General features: G+C 68.7%; 21 protein-coding genes. 11 read left to right on the top strand and 10 right to left on the bottom strand.

The features are described from left to right. Positions 1-162 precede the first annotated feature (162 nt). The 3 genes from FN976_RS19290 (at position 163) to FN976_RS19280 (ending at position 2316) form a co-directional block, all read left to right on the top strand. Positions 163-957, top strand: a complete 795-nt coding sequence (locus FN976_RS19290; protein WP_222432848.1) for an SAM-dependent methyltransferase — start codon at positions 163-165, stop codon at positions 955-957. A 76-nt stretch (positions 958-1033) separates the two neighbouring features. Next, positions 1034-1252, top strand: a complete 219-nt coding sequence (locus FN976_RS19285; protein WP_145894690.1) for a hypothetical protein — start codon at positions 1034-1036, stop codon at positions 1250-1252. Between the two features lie 125 nt (positions 1253-1377). Next, a complete protein-coding gene (locus tag FN976_RS19280; RefSeq protein WP_145894689.1) occupies positions 1378-2316 on the top strand; it encodes an EamA/RhaT family transporter in 939 nt (312 codons plus the stop codon). On the opposite strand, the gene FN976_RS19275 is transcribed toward FN976_RS19280, so the two are convergent. Next, a complete protein-coding gene (locus FN976_RS19275) occupies positions 2307-3059 on the bottom strand; it encodes an SGNH/GDSL hydrolase family protein (protein ID WP_145894688.1) in 753 nt (250 codons plus the stop codon). The two genes, FN976_RS19280 and FN976_RS19275, sit on opposite strands and share 10 nt — an antisense overlap. 167 nt (positions 3060-3226) lie before the next feature. Here FN976_RS19275 and FN976_RS19270 point away from each other — a divergent pair, with 167 nt between their 5' ends. Next, entirely contained in the window at positions 3227-3541 is a 315-nt protein-coding gene (locus FN976_RS19270; RefSeq protein ID WP_145894687.1) for a hypothetical protein, read from the top strand. A gap of 1 nt (position 3542) precedes the next feature. Here the strand turns inward: FN976_RS19270 and FN976_RS19265 are convergent, their stop codons facing one another. After that, positions 3543-4175, bottom strand: a complete 633-nt coding sequence (locus tag FN976_RS19265) for a GDSL-type esterase/lipase family protein (RefSeq protein WP_145894686.1) — start codon at positions 4173-4175, stop codon at positions 3543-3545. A gap of 51 nt (positions 4176-4226) precedes the next feature. On the opposite strand from FN976_RS19265, the gene FN976_RS19260 reads away from it, so the two are divergent. Beyond that, a complete protein-coding gene (locus FN976_RS19260) occupies positions 4227-5486 on the top strand; it encodes a putative DNA modification/repair radical SAM protein (protein WP_145894685.1) in 1260 nt (419 codons plus the stop codon). Positions 5487-5488: 2 nt separating this feature from the next. Beyond that, entirely contained in the window at positions 5489-6928 is a 1440-nt protein-coding gene (locus FN976_RS19255; RefSeq protein WP_145894684.1) for a UdgX family uracil-DNA binding protein, read from the top strand. On the opposite strand, the gene FN976_RS19250 is transcribed toward FN976_RS19255, so the two are convergent. Continuing rightward, a complete protein-coding gene (locus FN976_RS19250) occupies positions 6918-7520 on the bottom strand; it encodes a hypothetical protein (RefSeq protein ID WP_145894683.1) in 603 nt (200 codons plus the stop codon). The genes FN976_RS19255 and FN976_RS19250 overlap by 11 nt on opposite strands. Then, positions 7517-8431 carry an SDR family NAD(P)-dependent oxidoreductase gene (locus FN976_RS19245; protein WP_145894682.1) on the bottom strand — a complete coding sequence of 305 codons (915 nt, stop codon included), beginning with the start codon at positions 8429-8431 and terminating at the stop codon, positions 7517-7519. Before FN976_RS19245 ends, FN976_RS19250 begins: the two co-directional genes overlap by 4 nt. Positions 8432-8626: 195 nt before the next feature. Between FN976_RS19245 and FN976_RS19240 the strand changes: the two genes are divergently transcribed. Beyond that, a complete protein-coding gene (locus tag FN976_RS19240; RefSeq protein WP_145894681.1) occupies positions 8627-9298 on the top strand; it encodes a hypothetical protein in 672 nt (223 codons plus the stop codon). 69 nt (positions 9299-9367) lie between these two features. On the opposite strand, the gene infA is transcribed toward FN976_RS19240, so the two are convergent. Continuing rightward, positions 9368-9634 carry a translation initiation factor IF-1 gene (infA, locus tag FN976_RS19235; protein ID WP_145894680.1) on the bottom strand — a complete coding sequence of 89 codons (267 nt, stop codon included), beginning with the start codon at positions 9632-9634 and terminating at the stop codon, positions 9368-9370. A gap of 54 nt (positions 9635-9688) precedes the next feature. Beyond that, a complete protein-coding gene (locus FN976_RS19230; RefSeq protein ID WP_145894679.1) occupies positions 9689-10600 on the bottom strand; it encodes a LysR family transcriptional regulator in 912 nt (303 codons plus the stop codon). Positions 10601-10687: 87 nt separating this feature from the next. Here FN976_RS19230 and FN976_RS19225 point away from each other — a divergent pair, with 87 nt between their 5' ends. Then, positions 10688-11656, top strand: a complete 969-nt coding sequence (locus FN976_RS19225) for a Bug family tripartite tricarboxylate transporter substrate binding protein (protein ID WP_186511005.1) — start codon at positions 10688-10690, stop codon at positions 11654-11656. A gap of 8 nt (positions 11657-11664) precedes the next feature. Continuing rightward, entirely contained in the window at positions 11665-12846 is a 1182-nt protein-coding gene (locus FN976_RS19220) for an aromatic ring-hydroxylating dioxygenase subunit alpha (protein ID WP_255440598.1), read from the top strand. On the opposite strand, the gene FN976_RS19215 is transcribed toward FN976_RS19220, so the two are convergent. The 3 genes from FN976_RS19215 to gshA all read right to left on the bottom strand — a co-directional run bounded on the left by FN976_RS19215 (position 12818) and on the right by gshA (position 15521). Further along, entirely contained in the window at positions 12818-13267 is a 450-nt protein-coding gene (locus FN976_RS19215) for a hypothetical protein (protein ID WP_145894676.1), read from the bottom strand. The genes FN976_RS19220 and FN976_RS19215 overlap by 29 nt on opposite strands. A 5-nt stretch (positions 13268-13272) precedes the next feature. After that, positions 13273-13869, bottom strand: coding sequence for an RcnB family protein (locus FN976_RS19210; RefSeq protein WP_145894675.1), 597 nt, complete (start codon positions 13867-13869; stop codon positions 13273-13275). Positions 13870-13967: 98 nt separating this feature from the next. Beyond that, positions 13968-15521, bottom strand: a complete 1554-nt coding sequence (gshA, locus tag FN976_RS19205; RefSeq protein ID WP_145894674.1) for a glutamate--cysteine ligase — start codon at positions 15519-15521, stop codon at positions 13968-13970. 194 nt (positions 15522-15715) lie between these two features. Between gshA and FN976_RS19200 the strand changes: the two genes are divergently transcribed. Then, the gene (locus FN976_RS19200) at positions 15716-16048 is read left to right on the top strand and encodes a hypothetical protein (protein WP_145894673.1); all 333 of its coding nucleotides are present in this window, start codon (positions 15716-15718) and stop codon (positions 16046-16048) included. Positions 16049-16135: 87 nt separating this feature from the next. Beyond that, positions 16136-16609: an SRPBCC family protein gene (locus tag FN976_RS19195; RefSeq protein WP_145894672.1), complete on the top strand. Its 474-nt coding sequence runs from the start codon at positions 16136-16138 to the stop codon at positions 16607-16609. Positions 16610-16619: 10 nt separating this feature from the next. Here FN976_RS19195 and FN976_RS19190 read toward each other — a convergent pair whose 3' ends face one another. Further along, a complete protein-coding gene (locus tag FN976_RS19190; protein WP_186511003.1) occupies positions 16620-17105 on the bottom strand; it encodes a GNAT family N-acetyltransferase in 486 nt (161 codons plus the stop codon). Positions 17106-17116 lie beyond the last annotated feature (11 nt).

Genomic DNA, 17116 nt, shown 5'->3' with positions numbered 1-17116 from the left:
GCGGAAGTTTGTAGGACGATCGAGGTCAGATGCCCAGCCGTGCGGCCGTCCCCATGTCAGCCGGCGCCCTCGACCGTGGCAATGGCTGAGGCACGGCCCAGGCCGCCGTGGTATTTTTGGGCGATGCTTTTCTTTCCCCTTCGACTGCTGCTGAGACTCGCCGTGGCCGCGCCCCTGTGCGCTCTGGCCACCGAGGAAGTGCCCTTCATCACCTCCCCCGACAACGTCACGCTCGAGATGCTTCGCCTGGCCGACGTCAAGGCGACCGACCACGTGATCGACCTCGGCTCGGGCGATGGCCGCATCGTCATCCTCGCCGCGCGCCGCTTCGGTGCCAGCGGGCTGGGTGTGGAAATCGATCCCCAGCTCGTCGCGCTGAGCCAGAAGAACGCGCGCGACTCCGGCGTCGCCGAACGGGCGGTGTTCCGCGAGCAAGACCTGTTCAAGACCGACCTGACCAAGGCGTCCGTGATCACCATGTACCTGCTGCCCGCCGTCAACCTGCAGCTGCGGCCCGTGCTGCTCGACCTCAAGCCGGGCACGCGGCTGGTGTCGCATGACTGGGACATGGGCGACTGGAAGCCCGACCAGACCACCGTCGTGCCCGTGCCCGACAAGAAGGTCGGGCTGGAAAAGTCGAGCAAGGTGCACCTGTGGGTGGTGCCCGCGAAGGTGGACGGCCTGTGGTGCGGCACCGGCCCGTTGAAGGATTTCGGCCTGCGCCTGGCCCAGCGTTACCAGGAAGTGGAGGGGACGCTCACGCGCAAGGGCCGCGACCGCAGGATGACGGCGCGCATGCAGGGCGCCACCATGCGGACCACGCCCCACGAGCGTGGCGCACTGGTGGCGGATGCCGTCGGCAGCGAACTGCGCATCACCGGCGGGGAAGGGCCTTTCATGCTGCTGCGCGGGCAGGTCTTCCAGCGCGCGGCCGGGGCGTCCTGCGGCGGAGGTTGACGGCATTCGGACAAGGCGCCCGACTACACGCCGGCCGCCATGGCCGGGTTGCAATCGCTCCAACCAAGGAGCACCCATGAGCCAGCAAGCCCTGATCCGCGGCGAGGTCTGCTTTCGCGAAGGCGACGGCATGCTCATCCCCATCCCGCCGGGCCCCGTGGAGATCGAGGTCGCCGACGACAGCGTCACCCTCGGCTGGTCCACCGAAGACAACAGCCGCGGCGCCACCGCCATCACGCGCGACGAATACGACCGCTACGTGCGCGAAGGCAAGATCAAGCTGACCCCGGCCTGACCTCCACAAACCGTTGGGAAGCCGCGTCACGCGCGCTATCGCCAACGGCGCGGCCAGCTCACGCGCATCGAGACGGCGCGGCAGGGCCGTTTCCGGGATCATCGCGATTCCGGTTCCGTCACGCCATGTCCGCCGCCACCCCACTCCTGCCCTGGCTCTGGGTGCCCATCGTCCTGTGGGCCGCCCTGGCGCAGACCGCCCGCAATGCGGCGCAACGGTCCCTGGTCGCCGAGGCGGGGACCTTGGGCGCCACCCTCGCGCGCTTCCTGTACGGCCTGCCCTTCGCGGCCGCCTGGCTGCTGCTGCTGCATGCGCTGCCCGCCACGCGCGCCGCCATCCCGGGCTTCCATGCCGGCTACTTCGGCTGGTTGATGCTGGGGGCGCTCGGGCAACTGGCGGCCACCGCTTTCCTGCTGGGGGCCATGAAGGAGCGCAACTTCGTCATCGGCGTCGCCTATTCGAAAACCGATGCACTGCAGGTGGCCTTGTTCGCCAGCCTGTTCCTGCTGGAGCTGCCGGGCTGGATCACCCTGCTGGCGATGGGGCTCGCGACGGCCGGCGTGGTGCTGCTCTCGCTGCCACCCCAGGCCGGCGTGGGTGCGCTGAAGGATGCGAAGGCGTGGACCGGGCGGGCCGCCTGGTTCGGCCTGGGCTCCGGCGCCGGCTTCGCGTTGTCCGCCGTCGGCTATCGCGGGGCGGCGCTGCAGTTGCCCGAGGTTTCGCCCTGGCTCACGGGCGCCTGGGGCGTGCTGTGGGCGCAGGCGGCGCAATCGCTGCTGCTGGGCGGCTGGCTGGCCTGGCGTTCTCCGCAGGCGCTGCGTGCCATGGCTTCGGCCTGGCACGTCTCCGCCGTCGCCGGAGCGGCCGGGGCCGCGGCGTCCATCGGCTGGTTCACCGCGTTCGCGCTGACGACGGCGGCCAACGTGCGCACGCTCGGCATGGTGGAAGTGGTGTTCAGCTATCTCGTCTCGCGCAAGCTGATGAGCGAACAGCTCACGCGCATGGAGAAGACCGGCCTGGCCCTGGTACTGGCCGGCGTGCTGGCGCTGTGCCTTCAGCTCTGAGACGGGACGATGCTGGCCAGGCGTTCGCCGAAGTGGGCCTGCCGGTCCAGCTCCTGCAGCCAGAGGCGGTAGCCGGCGTCGCTGGGATGCAGGCCGTCGGCGGCATGGTACAGCCCGGGCTGGCGGGCAAAGGGGTCCTGCTCCGGGGGCTGGTACAGGTTGACATAGGTCGCGCCCGTGGCCAGCGCGGCCAGCCGCACGGCCGCATGCAGTTCCTGCGCGCGCCGGCTCATCCACCAGCCCACCGGCGGAAGGAAGAGCGGCGCGTTGCCGACGTTGCCGGGTGGCATCAGCACCACGTTGGTGCCGCGTTCGCGCGCCAGTTCGGCCACGCGCCGGGCCTGTGGCAGCAGCTGTTCGGCGCTGGTCCCGCGGATCACGTCGTTGCCGCCGCCGAGGACCAGCACGAAATCGAAGCGCTCGGTGCCGGCCTGCAGTTGCCGCGCGAAATCCTCGTACCGGGCGCCGTTGGCCGCGCGGTTCACGACGCGCAGTTGCGGGTTGCCGATGCCGATCAGGCCCCCAATGCTGCGCGTGGCGCTGCTGGCCCCCGTGCCCACGGCCGTGCTGTCCCCGACGATCAGCAGGCTGGCGACCGCGTTCACCGGCTGCGCCTGGAAGGGTTCGCTCTCCCGTGCGAGGCGTGCGCTCTCGCGCAGCTTCCAGCCGGTCCAGCCGGACGCAGTGACGACGGCCACGAGCGCGAGCCACAGCGCGGGCCGCGCGAGCCGGAAAGCCTTCACGTTGCGGTCTTTCGTTTTTGCATCGCCGGAGGTTAGCCGCCCCCCGGGCGCACCCCGGTAGGAAAAACGCGCGGACGCCAAGTCCTACGCACAATCAGCATGGACACGCACGGACCTTCCCGGTACAAGGAAACAACATCGTCGCACCACCCCGCAGGGCTTGCCCCATGGCTTTCCGCACGCTGCTGTACCGCTACTTCTTCTTCGGCTGGCTGTTCCAGGACGTCAATCGCGGCAACGTGATCGAGCGTGCGGCGGCGTGGCGGCACAACCGCGCGCAGGCGCGCTGGCTGCCGACGTACATGCGCCGCTGGCTTTGGTGCGGGGTCGTGTTCTACGGGATGGGCGGCTTCTTCGAGATGCTCTTGAACGCGCCCGGCCTGTCGGTGCTGTTCTATGTGCCGAGCGCGCTGAGCGTGCCCGTCAATGCCGTGATCGGCGCCGCCTGGGTCGGCCTCAAAGTGCTGCCCGCCCAGGTCTGACCTATCCGGTCAAGCCCAGTTTCCTGAGCGTCTCCGCGAGGCCGCGGGCGAACACCTCGTAGCCGCGCGCATTGGCGTGGATCGGGTCCGAGCGCAGGGACGCATCGCTGAGCACTTCGGCCCAGCCGGACGCGTGCACCGGAATTTTCAGCTCCTGCGCCAGCTCGGCATACAGGGCATGGTCGCTCAGCGACCGCGTCGCCGCCGCCAAAGCGCTGAACCCCGGGATCGCGACCAGCACCACCTGCGCCCCGGCCGCGGCGCACTGCTGGCAGATCGCACGCACATTGGTGCGGGTCTCGGACTCCTGCACGCCACGCAGGAAGTCATTGCCGCCGATGCTGACCAGCACCAGCCGCGGCGCATGTTCCTGCAGCAGGGCCGGCAGGCGCTTCAATGCCGCCAGCGACGTGTCGCCGGGCACACCGGCGTTGACGATGTTCCAGCCGGTCAGCTTCGCCAGCACCGTGGGATAGCTCGTCTCGGGTGTCGCGCCGGTGCCGAAGGTGATGGAGTCGCCCAAGGCAAGGACCGGGGCTCCGGCTGGCAGGGCGCTCAGCTTGGGCTGCTTCGAGCAGGCGGCGAGGGAGGCGGCGGCGGCTGCGGTGAGAAAGATTCGTCGGTTCCAGGGCATGCGGGATTGTGACGTGGCGCGGCTGAGCCATCGATACTGTACGATCATCCAGTGAATCTTTCGGACAAGCTCGCCGTCCTCGCGGACGCCGCCAAATACGACGCATCGTGCGCTTCCAGCGGCGGGGTGAAGCGCGACTCGACCAGCGGCCGCGGCGTCGGCTCCAACGAGGGCATGGGCATCTGCCACAGCTACGCGCCCGACGGCCGCTGCATCTCGCTGCTGAAGATCCTGCTGACCAACTACTGCCAGTACGACTGCCTTTACTGCGTCAACCGCGCCAGCAGCGACGTGCCGCGGGCCCGCTTCGCCATCGACGAAGTGGTGCACCTCACGCTGGACTTCTATCGCCGCAACTGCATCGAGGGACTGTTCCTGTCCAGCGGCATCATCCGCAGCCCCGACTACACGATGGAGCAGGTGGTGGAGGTCGCGCGCCGCCTGCGCGAGGAGCATGACTTCCGCGGCTACATCCACCTGAAGACCATTCCAGACGCCGCGCCGGAGCTGTTGCAACGCGCCGGGCGCTTCGCCGACCGGCTCTCCATCAACATCGAGCTGCCGACCGCGCAAAGCCTGGGCGCTCTCGCGCCGGAGAAGGATGGCGCGGCCATCAAGCGTTCGATGGCGCGCGTCCGCATCCACATCGAAGATGCCAGGGCGGAAGCGCGCGACACGGCGCGGCGGCCGGTCGCTTCGCTTCCCGGTGCCGCTCCCAGGCGGGCGAAGAGCCCATCGTTCGCCGCCGCGGGCCAGAGCACCCAGATGATCGTCGGCGCGGACGCCACGAATGACGCGACCATCCTCGCGACGAGCGCGCAGCTCTATGGCGCCTACCGCCTGAAGCGGGTGTACTACTCCGCTTTCAGCCCGATCCCCCATGCGTCGGCAGCCCTGCCGTTGCAGGCGCCGCCGCTGGTGCGCGAGCACCGGCTCTACCAGGCCGACTGGCTGATGCGCTTCTACGGCTTCGAGGCGGACGAGATCGCCACGCCGCGCAGCGGCGGCATGCTCGCGCTGGACGTCGACCCCAAACTGGCGTGGGCACTGGCGCATCCGGAGCGCTTTCCAGTGGACCTGGACCGCGCGCCGCGCGAGCTGTTGTTGCGCGTGCCGGGGCTGGGCGTGAAAGCGGTCGAGCGGCTGCTGCTGGCGCGCCGGGTGCGCCGGCTGCGCGCCGACGACCTGAAGCGGCTGCACGTGCCCACGCGGCGCGTGCTGCCGTTCGTGGTGCTGGCGGACCACCGGCCGGGCCGCGGAGCTGTTGTGCCCACCGTCACGCCCGTGCCCGCGCAGGCGGCGCTGTTCTGACCATGCAGGTGCGGTTGGCGAGCGAGACCGATTTGGCCGGGTTCCGGGCGCAGGCGCGCGCCCTGCTCGCGCGAGGCGTACCGCCAGATGCCGTGCACTGGTCCACCGCGGCAACGGCCACATTGTTCGACGAGGACGCGGGCTCGCATCTTCCGCAGACACCCGGCGACGCGGCTGCCGTCTCCGTCCCCGCGAGCTTCCTGTCCCTGTGCGAAGACGTCGTCCTGCACCGCGACCCGCAGCGCTTCGCGTTGCTGTACCGCCTGCTCTGGCGGCTGGCGCATGAACCCGCGCTGCGCCATGACCCACTGGATGAAGACCTGTTGCTGGCGCGGCGGATGGCGCATGACGTCCGCCGCGACAGCCACAAGATGCATGCGTTCGTGCGGTTCCGCCAGGTGGCCGACGGGATTGACCCGGCGGACCCGTTGCATGTCGCCTGGTTCGAGCCGGACCACCACATCGTCGCCGCGAATGGGCCCTGGTTCCGCCGCCGCTTCGCCAACATGCGCTGGGCGATCCTCACGCCGGACCGCTGCATCGAGTGGAACCGCGTGACCTTGACCGAGCGCCCTGGCGTGGCGCGCGACCAGGCGCCGCCGGCGGACGCGGGCGAGCAGCTCTGGCTCACCTACTACCGCAGCATCTTCAATCCGGCGCGCCTGAAGCTGGACATGATGCGCAAGGAGATGCCGCGCAAGTATTGGCGCAACCTGCCGGAAGCCGCTCTGATCTCCTCCCTGGCCGCGCAGGCGCAGGAACGCAGCGGCGTGATGATCGAGCAGCCACCCACGCAGCTGCCCAAGCGCATCCCCGGTCCCGCGCCACGCGTGCAGTTGCTGCCCGCCGCCGGCACCCTGCCCGCATTGCACGAAGCCGTGCAGCGCTGCCACGCCTGCCCGATCGGCGCCATGGCGACCCAGGGCGTGTGCGGTGAAGGCCCTTTGCGGCCACGCGTGATGTTCGTCGGTGAGCAGCCCGGCGACCAGGAGGACTTGCGCGGCCGCCCCTTCGTCGGCCCGGCGGGGCAGTTGTTCGACCGTGCGCTGCGCCAGGCCGGCATCGAGCGCGAGACGGTGTTCGTCACGAACGCGGTGCGCCACTTCAAGTACGAGCCGCGCGGCAAGCGGCGCATCCACAAGACGCCATCGCAGCAGGAGGTGGCGGCGTGCGCGCACTGGCTGGAGGAGGAGATCGCGCTGGTGCAGCCGCGGGCGCTGGTGGCCCTGGGCGCGACGGCGGCGCGCGCCTTGCTGGGGCGGCCCGCCGCGGTGCTGAAGGAGCGCGGCCAGTGGTTCACGCGCGCCGACAAGCGCCAGGTGCTGCTGACCCTGCATCCATCCGCGCTGCTGCGGATGCCGCCGGAAGACCAGGCTGAGGCGTTCGAGAACTTCGCGCGCGACCTGGCGCTTTCGATCCAGGAACCCGTGCTCAGTCGATGATTTCCAGCACGATGTCGTCCGCCCACAGCGTGCCGTCGTCCTCGAGCATCACGCCGACCTGGATCCACCAGGTGGAGGGTGGAAGCTTCATCTCCACGGCGTACTGGCGCCACTCGGTGTCGCCGCGCACGCGCCGCCCGGCCATGCGCTCGTCGCGCACGATGTTGTCGTAGCCGTCCCGCGATTGCAGCAGCAGCGCGCCGCCCGTGCCCGTGGCGCCGCGGGAGCGCATGAAGCCGGACAGCCGCACCGTCTTGCCGGCCCAGGCCGGTTGCATGCGCACCCGCTGTTCCATCAGTCCGAAGAACTCGCGGCCGTGCCGGCGCATGCGCAAGCTGGAAGGCGCGGACAAGGCGAAATGCTCGGTGTCGGCCACGAAGGTGTACGACTCGCCGCCCATGTGCTCGATCTGCGACCAGCCGGGCATGCGTCCGTTCGGGTCGGCCGTGAAACCGGGGTTCTGCAGGGCGATCGGCTGGCCCGGTGTCAGTTCGGATTGCAGGGGGCCGGTGCCGCCACAACCGGCCAGCAGCACGGCGGCCAGGGCACCAGCCACCCATCGGCGTGAGGTCTGCGCCAGGGGACCCATCATGCGATCGCCTGCCGCCCGCGCGCGAGACGCATCTCGTTGGCGCCTTGCTCCATGCCGCTGCCGGGCACGATCTCGCCATCCCGGTCGCGCACGGCGGCCAGCGCTTCGGCCAGTTGCTCCGGCGCGTCCGCGCCATCGCCGATGTGCACGCCGCGCGTGAGCGTGACGTGGGCGGCCTCGAATCCGCCGGCACCGGCGCACAGCGTCGTGCGCGTCGGCGCATCTTCCTGGGCCAGCACCAGCATGGCGGGCACGACGGCCTGCGGGCCGAACGCGCCGAGCATGTCGGGCGGGAAGATGTCCTCGGTCATGCGCGTCGCGGCCGTCGGCGCCAGGCAGTTCACGCGGATGCCGTGCTTTTCGCCCTCGATGGACAAGGTCTGCATCAATCCCACCAGCGCCATCTTGGCCGCGCCGTAGTTCGCCTGGCCGAAGTTGCCGAAGAGGCCGCTCGACGAGGTGGTGAACACGATGCGGCCGTACTTCTGCTGCTGCATCACGGGCCACACCGCCTTGCAGCAATGCACCGCGCCCATCAGGTGGACGTCGAGTACCAGCCGGAAATCCGCGATGTCCATCTTGGCGAAGCTCTTGTCGCGCAGGATGCCCGCGTTGCTGACCACGATGTCGACGCGGCCCCAGGCGTCCACCGCCTGCTGCACCATGGCCTGCACGGCGGCGTAGTCGGTGACGGATGCGCCGTTGGCGAGCGCTTCGCCTCCCGCGGCGCGGATCTCATCCACCACCGCCTGCGCGGCGGTCACGGAGCCGCCGGAGCCGTCGACGGCGCCGCCCAGGTCATTCACCAGCACCCGCGCGCCGCGCGCCGCCAGCGCCAGCGCATGCTGGCGTCCCAAGCCGCCGCCCGCGCCCGTGACGATGGCCACGCGGCCTTTGAAATCCAGTCCCATGCTTGAAGTCTCCGTCGTGAAAAAGCGAGCGGGACTGTAGCGCATCGCACCCAGCCGTGATGCCGCACGAGTAACACCTTTCGCCCAATGAATGCTTTGTAACTCAGCAGTCAGCCATGTGTAAGTGTTTCAAATTGTGATCTACTCAACAACACCAAAGACATCGCGGGCTGAGTGATCCGCTCGAGGAAAACCATGGGAAAAACGACTGGCGGCTTCTTCGGCTGGCTGCACACGCCCGCCAAACGTGCCGTGGCCGCCAAGCCGGCCAAGAGCGCTGCGGTGCCACCGCCTGCGCCGGCGCATTCCCAGCAGTTCCTGAACTCGATGTCGTCGCAACAGGCGACGAATTCCGCGCACTCGATCCGCAAGGATTTGCTGCGCATGGTGCTGCGCGAAACGATGACGCGCAACGGCATCCCGCTCGCCTGGATCGGCGCCGACATGCTGCGCACCACCGGGCGCGGCGGCCGGGATGCCGGCATCCATGTGCGCCTGCTCATGCATCACTGGGATCCGCGCCTGCTCGTGCACGGGGTCGCGTTCGAACAGAATTTCTACAAGCGGGTGGTCGCGATGGACCCGCTGGCGACGAACTGGCTGATGGGGATTTCCTGGCAGTACGCGATGGACGACCAGTCGTCCTGCCCGATGCTGCCGCATCCGGGCTCCTGGACGGCCATGCCTTCGGATCACACCGAGTCGTCGGCCGCGGCTGTGGCGGGAGGTGACGTGATCGCTGGCCCCGTCACCATCCAGCGGTCCACCGACGAAGTGAAAGCGGACCTGGAGCGCCTGCTTTCCGTGCGCGACAACGCCAAGCGGCCGCCCGAGGATTTCGCGGCGACGCAGCCGATCCAGCTCTAGGCGCGAACAGTCGAGGAACTTGCGGGGTCGGCGGGGCGGCAAGGCCCCGCAAAGATGCGCGCCAGCGCCTCAGCGGCGCTTGAAGGCCGGACGCGGCGACGAAGGGCCGGTGCGGGCCGGCAGGTGGCGGAACATGATGCGGCCCTTGGTCAGGTCGTACGGCGACAGCTCCAGGCTCACCAGGTCACCCGCGATGATGCGGATGTGGTTCTTGCGCATCTTGCCGCCGGTGTAGGCGACGAGTTCATGCCCGTTGTCCAGAATCACGCGATAGCGCGAGTCCGGCAGGATTTCGGCCACGCGGCCGTTCATTTCGATCAGTTCTTCCTTGGCCATGGGCCTCCTTAACCCAGTATTGTAGAACGAGGGCCGCTCCCGTGCAAAAAGGGTTCAATCGGTGGCCAGGGTGCGCAGGATCTCGCCCTTGAGCCATTGCACGCCGGCGTCGGCGTCCGAGCGCGCGTCCCAGCACAGCAGCGAGCTGTAGCCCGGAAGTTCGAAAGGCAGTGGCTGGATGTGCAGCTGCGCCGCGAACTGCCGCGCCACCCGGCCGCCGAGCACGGCCGCATGGTCGCTGTGCAGCAGCTGGTGGACGATCTGCCCGAAACTGGTCACGGCGATCTGCGCCAGCCGCTGGCGGCCCTGGCGGGCCAGCGTTTCGTCGATGAGGTCGTCGAGCGTCGAGGTGCCGTAGCCCAGGAAGATCTGCGGGATGGCGCAGAAGCTGTCGAGCGTGACGGGTTCGGCGGCCCGGGGATGGTCCTGGCGCATGACATAGACGTAGTGGTCCTGGTACAGCACGCGCGTTTCGATGTCGCGCGGCACCTGCACGCGCGCCACCACCGCCAGGTCGAGCTCGCCCTTGTGCAGGTGTTCGGCCAGCGACCACGAGCCCGGCGGCACCCACACGATGCGGATGCCGGAGGAAAGCGCCACCAGGGTCTGCGAGAGTGCCGGCAGCAACATGCGGCTGGCGTGGTCCGAACCGGCGATGCGGAAGATGCGCTGGCTGCGCGCGGGATCGAACGGCTGGTCGCCCTCAAGCAAGCCCGCCAGGTCGGCCAGCAGCTTGGCCACCTGCGGCGCCAGGGCCCGCGCCCGCGGCGTCGGCACCACACCGTGCGAGGTGCGCGTGAAGAGCGGATCGCCGAACACCTCGCGCAGGCGGTTGAGCGACGCGCTGACGGCCGGCTGGCTCAGGAACAGGCGGGCCGCCGCGCGCGACACGTTCTGCTCGCGCATCAGCGCGTCGAAGGTGCGCAGCATGCCGATGTCCAGGCTGCGGATATCACGCTGGTTCATATCTCCTATCCAAAGCTTGGAATGGACACCGCGGACGGTCCGCCCGCAACATCGGCGATTCCCGATCCGCACCTGGAGACATCGCGCATGTTCAACAGAAGAAGCCTCCTCGCCGGCGCCGCACTTTCGGCCGCCCTGCCCGCCTGGGCGCAGACCGCGCCCTTCCCCAACAGGCCCATTCGCATTGTGCCCTTCGGCACCGGCGGCGGTCCCATCGACACGCTGGCGCGCGCCTACGGCGAGAAGCTCTCGGCCCGCTGGAACCAGCCGGTGGTGGTGGACGCCAAGCCGGGTGCCAGCGGCATCATCGCCGCCGATTTCGTGGCCAAGGCCGCGCCCGACGGTCACACGGTGCTGATGACGTTGCCGCTCACGCACGTGAACAACCACATCCTGCAGGCGAAGCTGCCTTACGACCCGGTGAAGGACTTCCAGCCGCTGTCGATGCTGGCGACCGGCGGGCCGATGCTGGTCGCGCGCGCCAACGCGCCCTATTCCGACCTGAAGGAATTCATCGCCTTCGCCAAGACCAAGGGACGCATGACCTACGGCACCTGGGGCAACGGCTCCACGGCGCACCTGTTCGGCGAACTGCTGCGCCGCCAGACCGGCGCCGACCTGGTCCACGTGCCCTACAAGGCTGAAGCCGCGGCGCACAACGACCTGTTCGGCGAGCAGCTTGACTTCGCCTGGGCCAACCCGTCGACCGCGCGCAACCAGACACAGGGCGGCAAGATGAAGGTGCTGGGCATCTCCGGCACCAGCCGCGTCTCGGCGATGCCCAACGTGCCCACCTTCAAGGAGCAGGGCTTCCAGGGCTTCGACATCGACAGCTGGATCGGGATCTATGCGCCGGCGAACACGCCGCAACCGATCGTCCAGGCCTGGGTCACGGCCCTGCGTGAGATCACCGCCATGCCGGACGTGAAGGCGCGCCTCACGGCTTTCGGCTTCGAGCCGCTCGGCAATACGCCCACCGAGTTCATGGAGCGCTACCGGCAGGACTACCCGCGCATGGCGGAGCTGATCAAGGCGGCGGGGGTGACGGCGGAATGAATGCGCGAGTGATTCCGATCGCCGTCGATACCGGCACGGCGTACGGCAAGCCGCCACCCACGTCGAAGCACGAGCTCACCGACGTCGGCCCCGGCACGCCCATGGGCGAGTTGCTGCGCCGCTATTGGCACCCGGTCGGCCTGGTGGGGGACGCCACCGCCACGCCGCGCAAGGTGCGCGTGCTGGGCGAAGACCTCATCCTGTTCCGGGACGGCCAGGGCCGGCCGGGCCTGGTCTATCCCCACTGCGCGCACCGCGGCGCCTCGCTCTACTACGGCAAGGTGGAAGAGCGCGGCATCCGCTGCTGCTATCACGGCTGGTTGTTCGACGTGCAGGGGCACTGCATGGAACAGCCGTGCGAGCCGGAAGGCGGCCGGGCGCGGGACAAGGTGCGCCAGCCCTGGTACCCCGTCGAAGAGCTGTACGGCCTGGTCTGGGCCTACCTCGGCCCGCCGGAGAAGAAGCCGGTGCTGCCGCGCTACGAATGTCTCGAACAGCTGGCCGAAGGTGAATTCCTGGAGGCGGATGACCGCAGCATCGGCGGCGGCGGCCCGCAGGTGATCCCCTGCAACTGGCTGCAGCACTACGAGAACCTGGTGGACCCGTTCCACGTCGTGATCCTGCATTCGTCCTTCAGCGGCACGCAGTTCGTTCCGGAGATGGCCGTGATGCCCCAGGTCAACTGGGATACGACCGGCATCTCGGTGCGCACGCTGTCGCTGCGCAAACTGCCCGATGGCAAGACGTTCCGCCGCATCAGCGAAGCCGGGCTGCCGACGCTGCGCGTCATCCCCAGCCCGCGCGTCGGCCGCTTTGGCATGGTCGAGTCGCTGGGCTGGATCCTGCCGATCGACGACCACAGCTTCCGCATCTATGTGGTCGGGCGCGTCACCGAGAAGGGCGAGCTGCACAAGATGCGCTCGCGCCTGGGTGGCAAGCTGTGGGAGGAACTGACCGAGGCCGAGCACCAGGTCTACCCCGGCGACTACGAGGCCATGGTGAGCCAGGGCCCGATCGCGAAGCACTCCGAGGAACACCTGGCCAGCACGGACCGCGGCCTGGTGATGCTGCGCCGGCTGCTGATGAAGCAGCTGGAGGCCGTGCAGGAAGGTCGCGACCCCGCCGGGGTGAGTTTCGACCCGGCAGCACCGCCGGTGAAGTTCAGCGCGGGGAACTGGATGGAAGGCTGAGGGCCACCGCGTCGACCACCATGCGCGACTCGCTCCCCAACAGCAGTACGGCGTCACCCACGACGACATAGCGCATGCCGGGCGGCGTGGGAGGGAGGACGCCCAGCAGGTCCGCCGGTGCGGGCTGGGCGCCGGCTGCCTTGGGCAAGGACTGCCCGATGCGCCACGGCCCGGGTGAAGCACCCGCGCGATGCCGGCTGATCCACTCCTGGGCCCGCCCGCGGTGGCGGGGTCCGATGAAGGCGCCGGGCTGCAGTTCCTTGCGGCCCATGCGGGAGCCCTTGCCGACTTGACTGAGCTGGGACGCCGGCGCGGCCGCTTCGCGCTCCTGCTTCGGCGGCTCGGTCTGGGCCCGCAGCGGGAACGCGGCCACACAGGCCGCGGCGGCGCATCCCGCGATGACCAGGCGCGCGAACCTCATGCCGGCTACATCCGCAACAGGCCGTCCATGCCGTCGATCACCATCAGCGTGCCGATGGCGATCAGCAGGACGTCACCGCCCACGTGGACATAGCGGTAGCCCTGGGGCTGGGGCGGCAGCCGCACCAGCACCGGCTGCGGCACCGTGTAGTAGACGACGTCACGGGGCAGCGGCTGGCCGACGTTCCAGCGCTTCGCATGGCCGGGAGGCTGGCAGCCGTTGTTCTTCTTGGCCAGGCCAGGCGGGCAGGACTTGCCGTGGCCGTAGTGCTGGACGTAGTAGGTGCGCACGGATTCGCGGTGCCGGTCGTTGAAGTAGCCGCCGGGCGGCAGGTCGCGGCGCGCCACGCGGTGACCAGGCCGGCCGTCGCGGTCGTCGTCCCGGCGGTCCTTCATGGCTTCCTTGTGTTGCTGCTTCGCGGCCTTCTCCGCGTGCTTCCCGGCCTTTCGCTCGGCCTTGTCCTCATGCTTCTGCGCATGCTTCTCGGCCTTGTCATGGTGCTTGCCGCCCTTGTCGTCCTTGTCGGCCAGCGCGGGACCCGCGCAGAATGCCGCGGCGATCAGCACGGCCAGCAGGCGATGCGATGAAAGTCTGATTTGCATGGAAGCTCCTTGCGGGGAAACTCCCCGGCCCCGCTACTTTCGGCTCAGCGGTAGGCGACGCCTGTAGGACACCGTCGCCATGGCTTGACGTGAGGAAGCTAGACCGCCGCGAGCGCGGGCGCCACGGCCGTCTTGCCCAGGCCCAGCCGTTCCGGCGAGACGTACTGCTGCCGGTAGATCTCGAACGGCATGCTGTCGCCGGCTTCCACGGCGGCCTGTTCGGCCACCGACTGGCGCGCCAAGGCTTCCAGCCGCGTCTGCAGCGCACCCGCATAGGGCAGCTTGAGCAGCTTCGCCTTGACCTGTTCCGACTGCGCGCGGACGAACCCCGTGAAGCTGTTGTCGTGGTCCTGCGCCATGGCCGCCAGGACACGGGCCGACGGCAGCAGTTCGGGCTCGGCCAGCAGCGCGAGCGCGGAGCGCATGGCGTCGGTGTAGTCGGTGGTCCCGTGCGCCGCGTCGAGCTGGGCTGCGATGGGGCCGCAGGCCGCGACGATCTCGGCACCCCAATCGGCCAGCGAGACCTCGGCATTGCCGCGCTCCAGCATCAGGCCAGGCTGGCGCCCGTACGCGGCCGTCTTGTGCTGGTTGCGTCCGAGCGCGGCGATTTCCTGCGGCGTGTCGGCCGGGCTGCCGGCCAGCAGGCAGTGCAGCAGGAAGACGTCGAGGAAGCGGATGGTCTGGGCCTTGATGCCGATCGGCACGAAGGGGTCGAGGTCCATCAGGCGGACTTCGACGTATTCGACGCCGCGCTCGCGCAGGGCATGCAACGGGCGCTCGCCGGGGCGGATGACGCGCTTGGGGCGGATCGTGCCGTAGAACTCGTTCTCGATCTGCAGCAGGCTGGTGGCGAGCTGGTTGTACTCGCCGCCGGGGTTCATGATGCCCACCGCCTCGTAGGCGGGATAGGGGCGCGTCAGCGCGTCATGGATCGACGCGGCGTAGCCTTCCAGGCTGTTGTAGCTGACCGCCAGGCTGGCCTGCGCGTCGCTCTGGTAACCCAGCCGGCCCATCCGCAGCGACGTGCCGTGCGGCATGTAGACCGTGTGCGGGGTGAGCGACTGCAGTTCGTGGTTGCGGCCGGTGACGAAGGTGGAGCATGCCGCCGGCGACGCGCCGAACAGGTACAGCAGCAGGAAGGCGTGGCGGCGGAAATTGCGGATCAGGCCGAAGTACTGCGCGTCCGTCACGCCCGGCATCGACCAGTTGTAGTGGATGCCCGAGATGGTCTGCATGCGCCGCCCGTAGCGGTGCGCGAGACCCATCCGGTAGACGCTCTTGGCGCGGCCCACGTTCGACGAGCCGTAGCGGCCGATCGGGATGTTCTCGTCGGCCGGCAGGTTGCACGGCATGCTGCTCACCCACAGCACCTCGTCGCCGAGCGCGCGGTAGGTGAACTGGTGGATGTTGGTCAGCTCTTCCAGGCACTGCTCGACGCTGGTGTGCACGCCCGTGATGAGCTCGAGCTGGGACTCACTGTAGTCGGTGGTGATGTTCGGGTGCGTGAGCGCGGAGCCCAGCTCCGCCGGGTGCGGCGTCAACGCGAGCGAGCCCTGCGCCGTGGCGCGCAGGCTTTCCTTCTCGATGCCGCGGCGGATGCCCTTCAGACGCTCGGGCGCGAGCGTGTTCAGGGCTTGTTGCAGGGTGCTCATGGATGTCTCTCGTCGCCCTCGGGTTCGTGCTGGGCCGGAAGGTAACACCTTTGGGCAAAACCTGCACCGGGCAGGCCCAAGCTTTTTGCGTTAGGTCAGCCCCTCTAGAGAAAGTGCCCGCTTTAGGTCGTCCGCACTAGGCCGCCTGCCGACAATCCACTCATCCGAATTCTCCCCTCATCAAGGAACGACCCATGAAAAACGCCGACTTCTCCACCGTGGCCAGCCAGGTCATCGACGGTATCGACAGCAACGCCCAGAAGGCCATCGACGCCTGGCGTGAAGGCGGCGAGCGCCTGGCCGAGTTCGCCGGCGCCCAGTGGGACAGCGCGTTCAAGCAGTCCGCGCCGAAGCTGTCGGCCGAGACGCGCCGCAACGCCACGCATGCCAAGAAGGTGTTCGCCGGCTACTACACCAAGGGCGTTGCCCTGACCGCCAGCGGCGCCGAAGTCGCCGTGCAGACGGTGGTGCAAGCCGCGCGTACGGCGGTGGACCGCGCCGCCACCTGGCAGCAGACGCGCGCGTAATCCGCGGCGCTTCGCGCTCGCAAGACGGGGTGGCAGAATGGGCCACCCTTTTTTTCGCCAGAACGACAAAAGCACGAGGAGACAAGCATGGCAGTGAGCGTCAACATCGACCTGGGCTACGAGTTCGAAGTCAAGGCCAAGGCCGACGAAGTGTTCGCGGTGTTGTCGGACGTCCCCACGTCCGTCTCGCATTTCCCCAAGGTGGAGAAGCTCACCGACATGGGTGACGGCGTCTACAAGTGGGAAATGCAGAAGGTCGGCACCGCCCAGGTGAACATCCAGACCGTCTACGCCAGCAAGTACGTGACTGACAAGGCCAAGGGCACCGTCAAGTGGACGCCGGTCAAGGGCGTCGGCAACGCGCTGGTCGGCGGCAGCTGGAAGATCACCGACGTCAAGGGCAAGACGACCAAGGTGGTCCTGAAGATCGACGGGACGGTCGAAGTGCCGCTGCCCGGCCTGATGAAGATGGTCGTGGAACCGGTCGTGGCTTCCGAGTTCGAAAAGCTGGTCGAGAAGTACATCGACAACCTGATCAAGCGGTTCGGCGGCGAGGCGTAGGCCTGCTTCGTCATTCCCGCGGAGGCGGGAATCCAGGGCTTCCATCTCCATCTTCGGCCTTCACCTGCAATCTGAGCTGAGGCCGTACGCGTTCCGGACTGCCGGCGATGGGTGCCGGCACCGTGCCCACCAGGCGGGCCCCACAAGCACGGTAGAACGCCTCGGCGTGGGGGTCCGCGTCGATGGCCAGTTCGCTCTGGCCCCCAGCCAGAGCCTGTTGCCTGGCCCACGCCAGGAGGGCTTTGCCGACACCCCGGCCCATGTGCCCTGGATCAACCCACAACGCCTCCAGTTCCCAAGGCTGCGTGTCCATCGCCACCTGCACAAAGCCGGTCGGCCGCCCATTTTCTTCCGCCACCCAGACCGGCTTGGCCGCCAGTGCTTCCGCGGAGACGGTGAGGTCCGCTTTCCAAGCCCGAAGCTGCTCGGCGGAGTAACCCCAGTGCGCCTTGGCCGCGAGAGCGATTTCGTTGAGGGTTTGGATGTCCGCTGGCATGGCACAACGGA

It is taken from the genome of Caenimonas sedimenti, from assembly GCF_007833165.1.
Taxonomy (GTDB): domain Bacteria; phylum Pseudomonadota; class Gammaproteobacteria; order Burkholderiales; family Burkholderiaceae_C; genus Ramlibacter; species Ramlibacter sedimenti.
Note: the sequence above shows the minus strand (reverse complement) of the source record. Positions and strands in the feature narration are given on the sequence as shown.

Coding starts and splice junctions, on each gene's coding strand:
- FN976_RS19285 (WP_145894690.1), top strand. CDS start 1,034: ATGAGCCAGCAAGCCCTGATCCGCGGCGAGGTCTGCTTTCGCGAAGGC.
- FN976_RS19280 (WP_145894689.1), top strand. CDS start 1,378: ATGTCCGCCGCCACCCCACTCCTGCCCTGGCTCTGGGTGCCCATCGTC.
- FN976_RS19270 (WP_145894687.1), top strand. CDS start 3,227: ATGGCTTTCCGCACGCTGCTGTACCGCTACTTCTTCTTCGGCTGGCTG.
- FN976_RS19265 (WP_145894686.1), bottom strand. CDS start 4,175: ATGCCCTGGAACCGACGAATCTTTCTCACCGCAGCCGCCGCCGCCTCC.
- FN976_RS19255 (WP_145894684.1), top strand. CDS start 5,489: ATGCAGGTGCGGTTGGCGAGCGAGACCGATTTGGCCGGGTTCCGGGCG.
- FN976_RS19250 (WP_145894683.1), bottom strand. CDS start 7,520: ATGATGGGTCCCCTGGCGCAGACCTCACGCCGATGGGTGGCTGGTGCC.
- FN976_RS19245 (WP_145894682.1), bottom strand. CDS start 8,431: ATGGGACTGGATTTCAAAGGCCGCGTGGCCATCGTCACGGGCGCGGGC.
- FN976_RS19240 (WP_145894681.1), top strand. CDS start 8,627: ATGGGAAAAACGACTGGCGGCTTCTTCGGCTGGCTGCACACGCCCGCC.
- infA (WP_145894680.1), bottom strand. CDS start 9,634: ATGGCCAAGGAAGAACTGATCGAAATGAACGGCCGCGTGGCCGAAATC.
- FN976_RS19230 (WP_145894679.1), bottom strand. CDS start 10,600: ATGAACCAGCGTGATATCCGCAGCCTGGACATCGGCATGCTGCGCACC.
- FN976_RS19225 (WP_186511005.1), top strand. CDS start 10,688: ATGTTCAACAGAAGAAGCCTCCTCGCCGGCGCCGCACTTTCGGCCGCC.
- FN976_RS19215 (WP_145894676.1), bottom strand. CDS start 13,267: ATGAGGTTCGCGCGCCTGGTCATCGCGGGATGCGCCGCCGCGGCCTGT.
- FN976_RS19210 (WP_145894675.1), bottom strand. CDS start 13,869: ATGCAAATCAGACTTTCATCGCATCGCCTGCTGGCCGTGCTGATCGCC.
- gshA (WP_145894674.1), bottom strand. CDS start 15,521: ATGAGCACCCTGCAACAAGCCCTGAACACGCTCGCGCCCGAGCGTCTG.
- FN976_RS19200 (WP_145894673.1), top strand. CDS start 15,716: ATGAAAAACGCCGACTTCTCCACCGTGGCCAGCCAGGTCATCGACGGT.
- FN976_RS19195 (WP_145894672.1), top strand. CDS start 16,136: ATGGCAGTGAGCGTCAACATCGACCTGGGCTACGAGTTCGAAGTCAAG.
- FN976_RS19190 (WP_186511003.1), bottom strand. CDS start 17,105: ATGCCAGCGGACATCCAAACCCTCAACGAAATCGCTCTCGCGGCCAAG.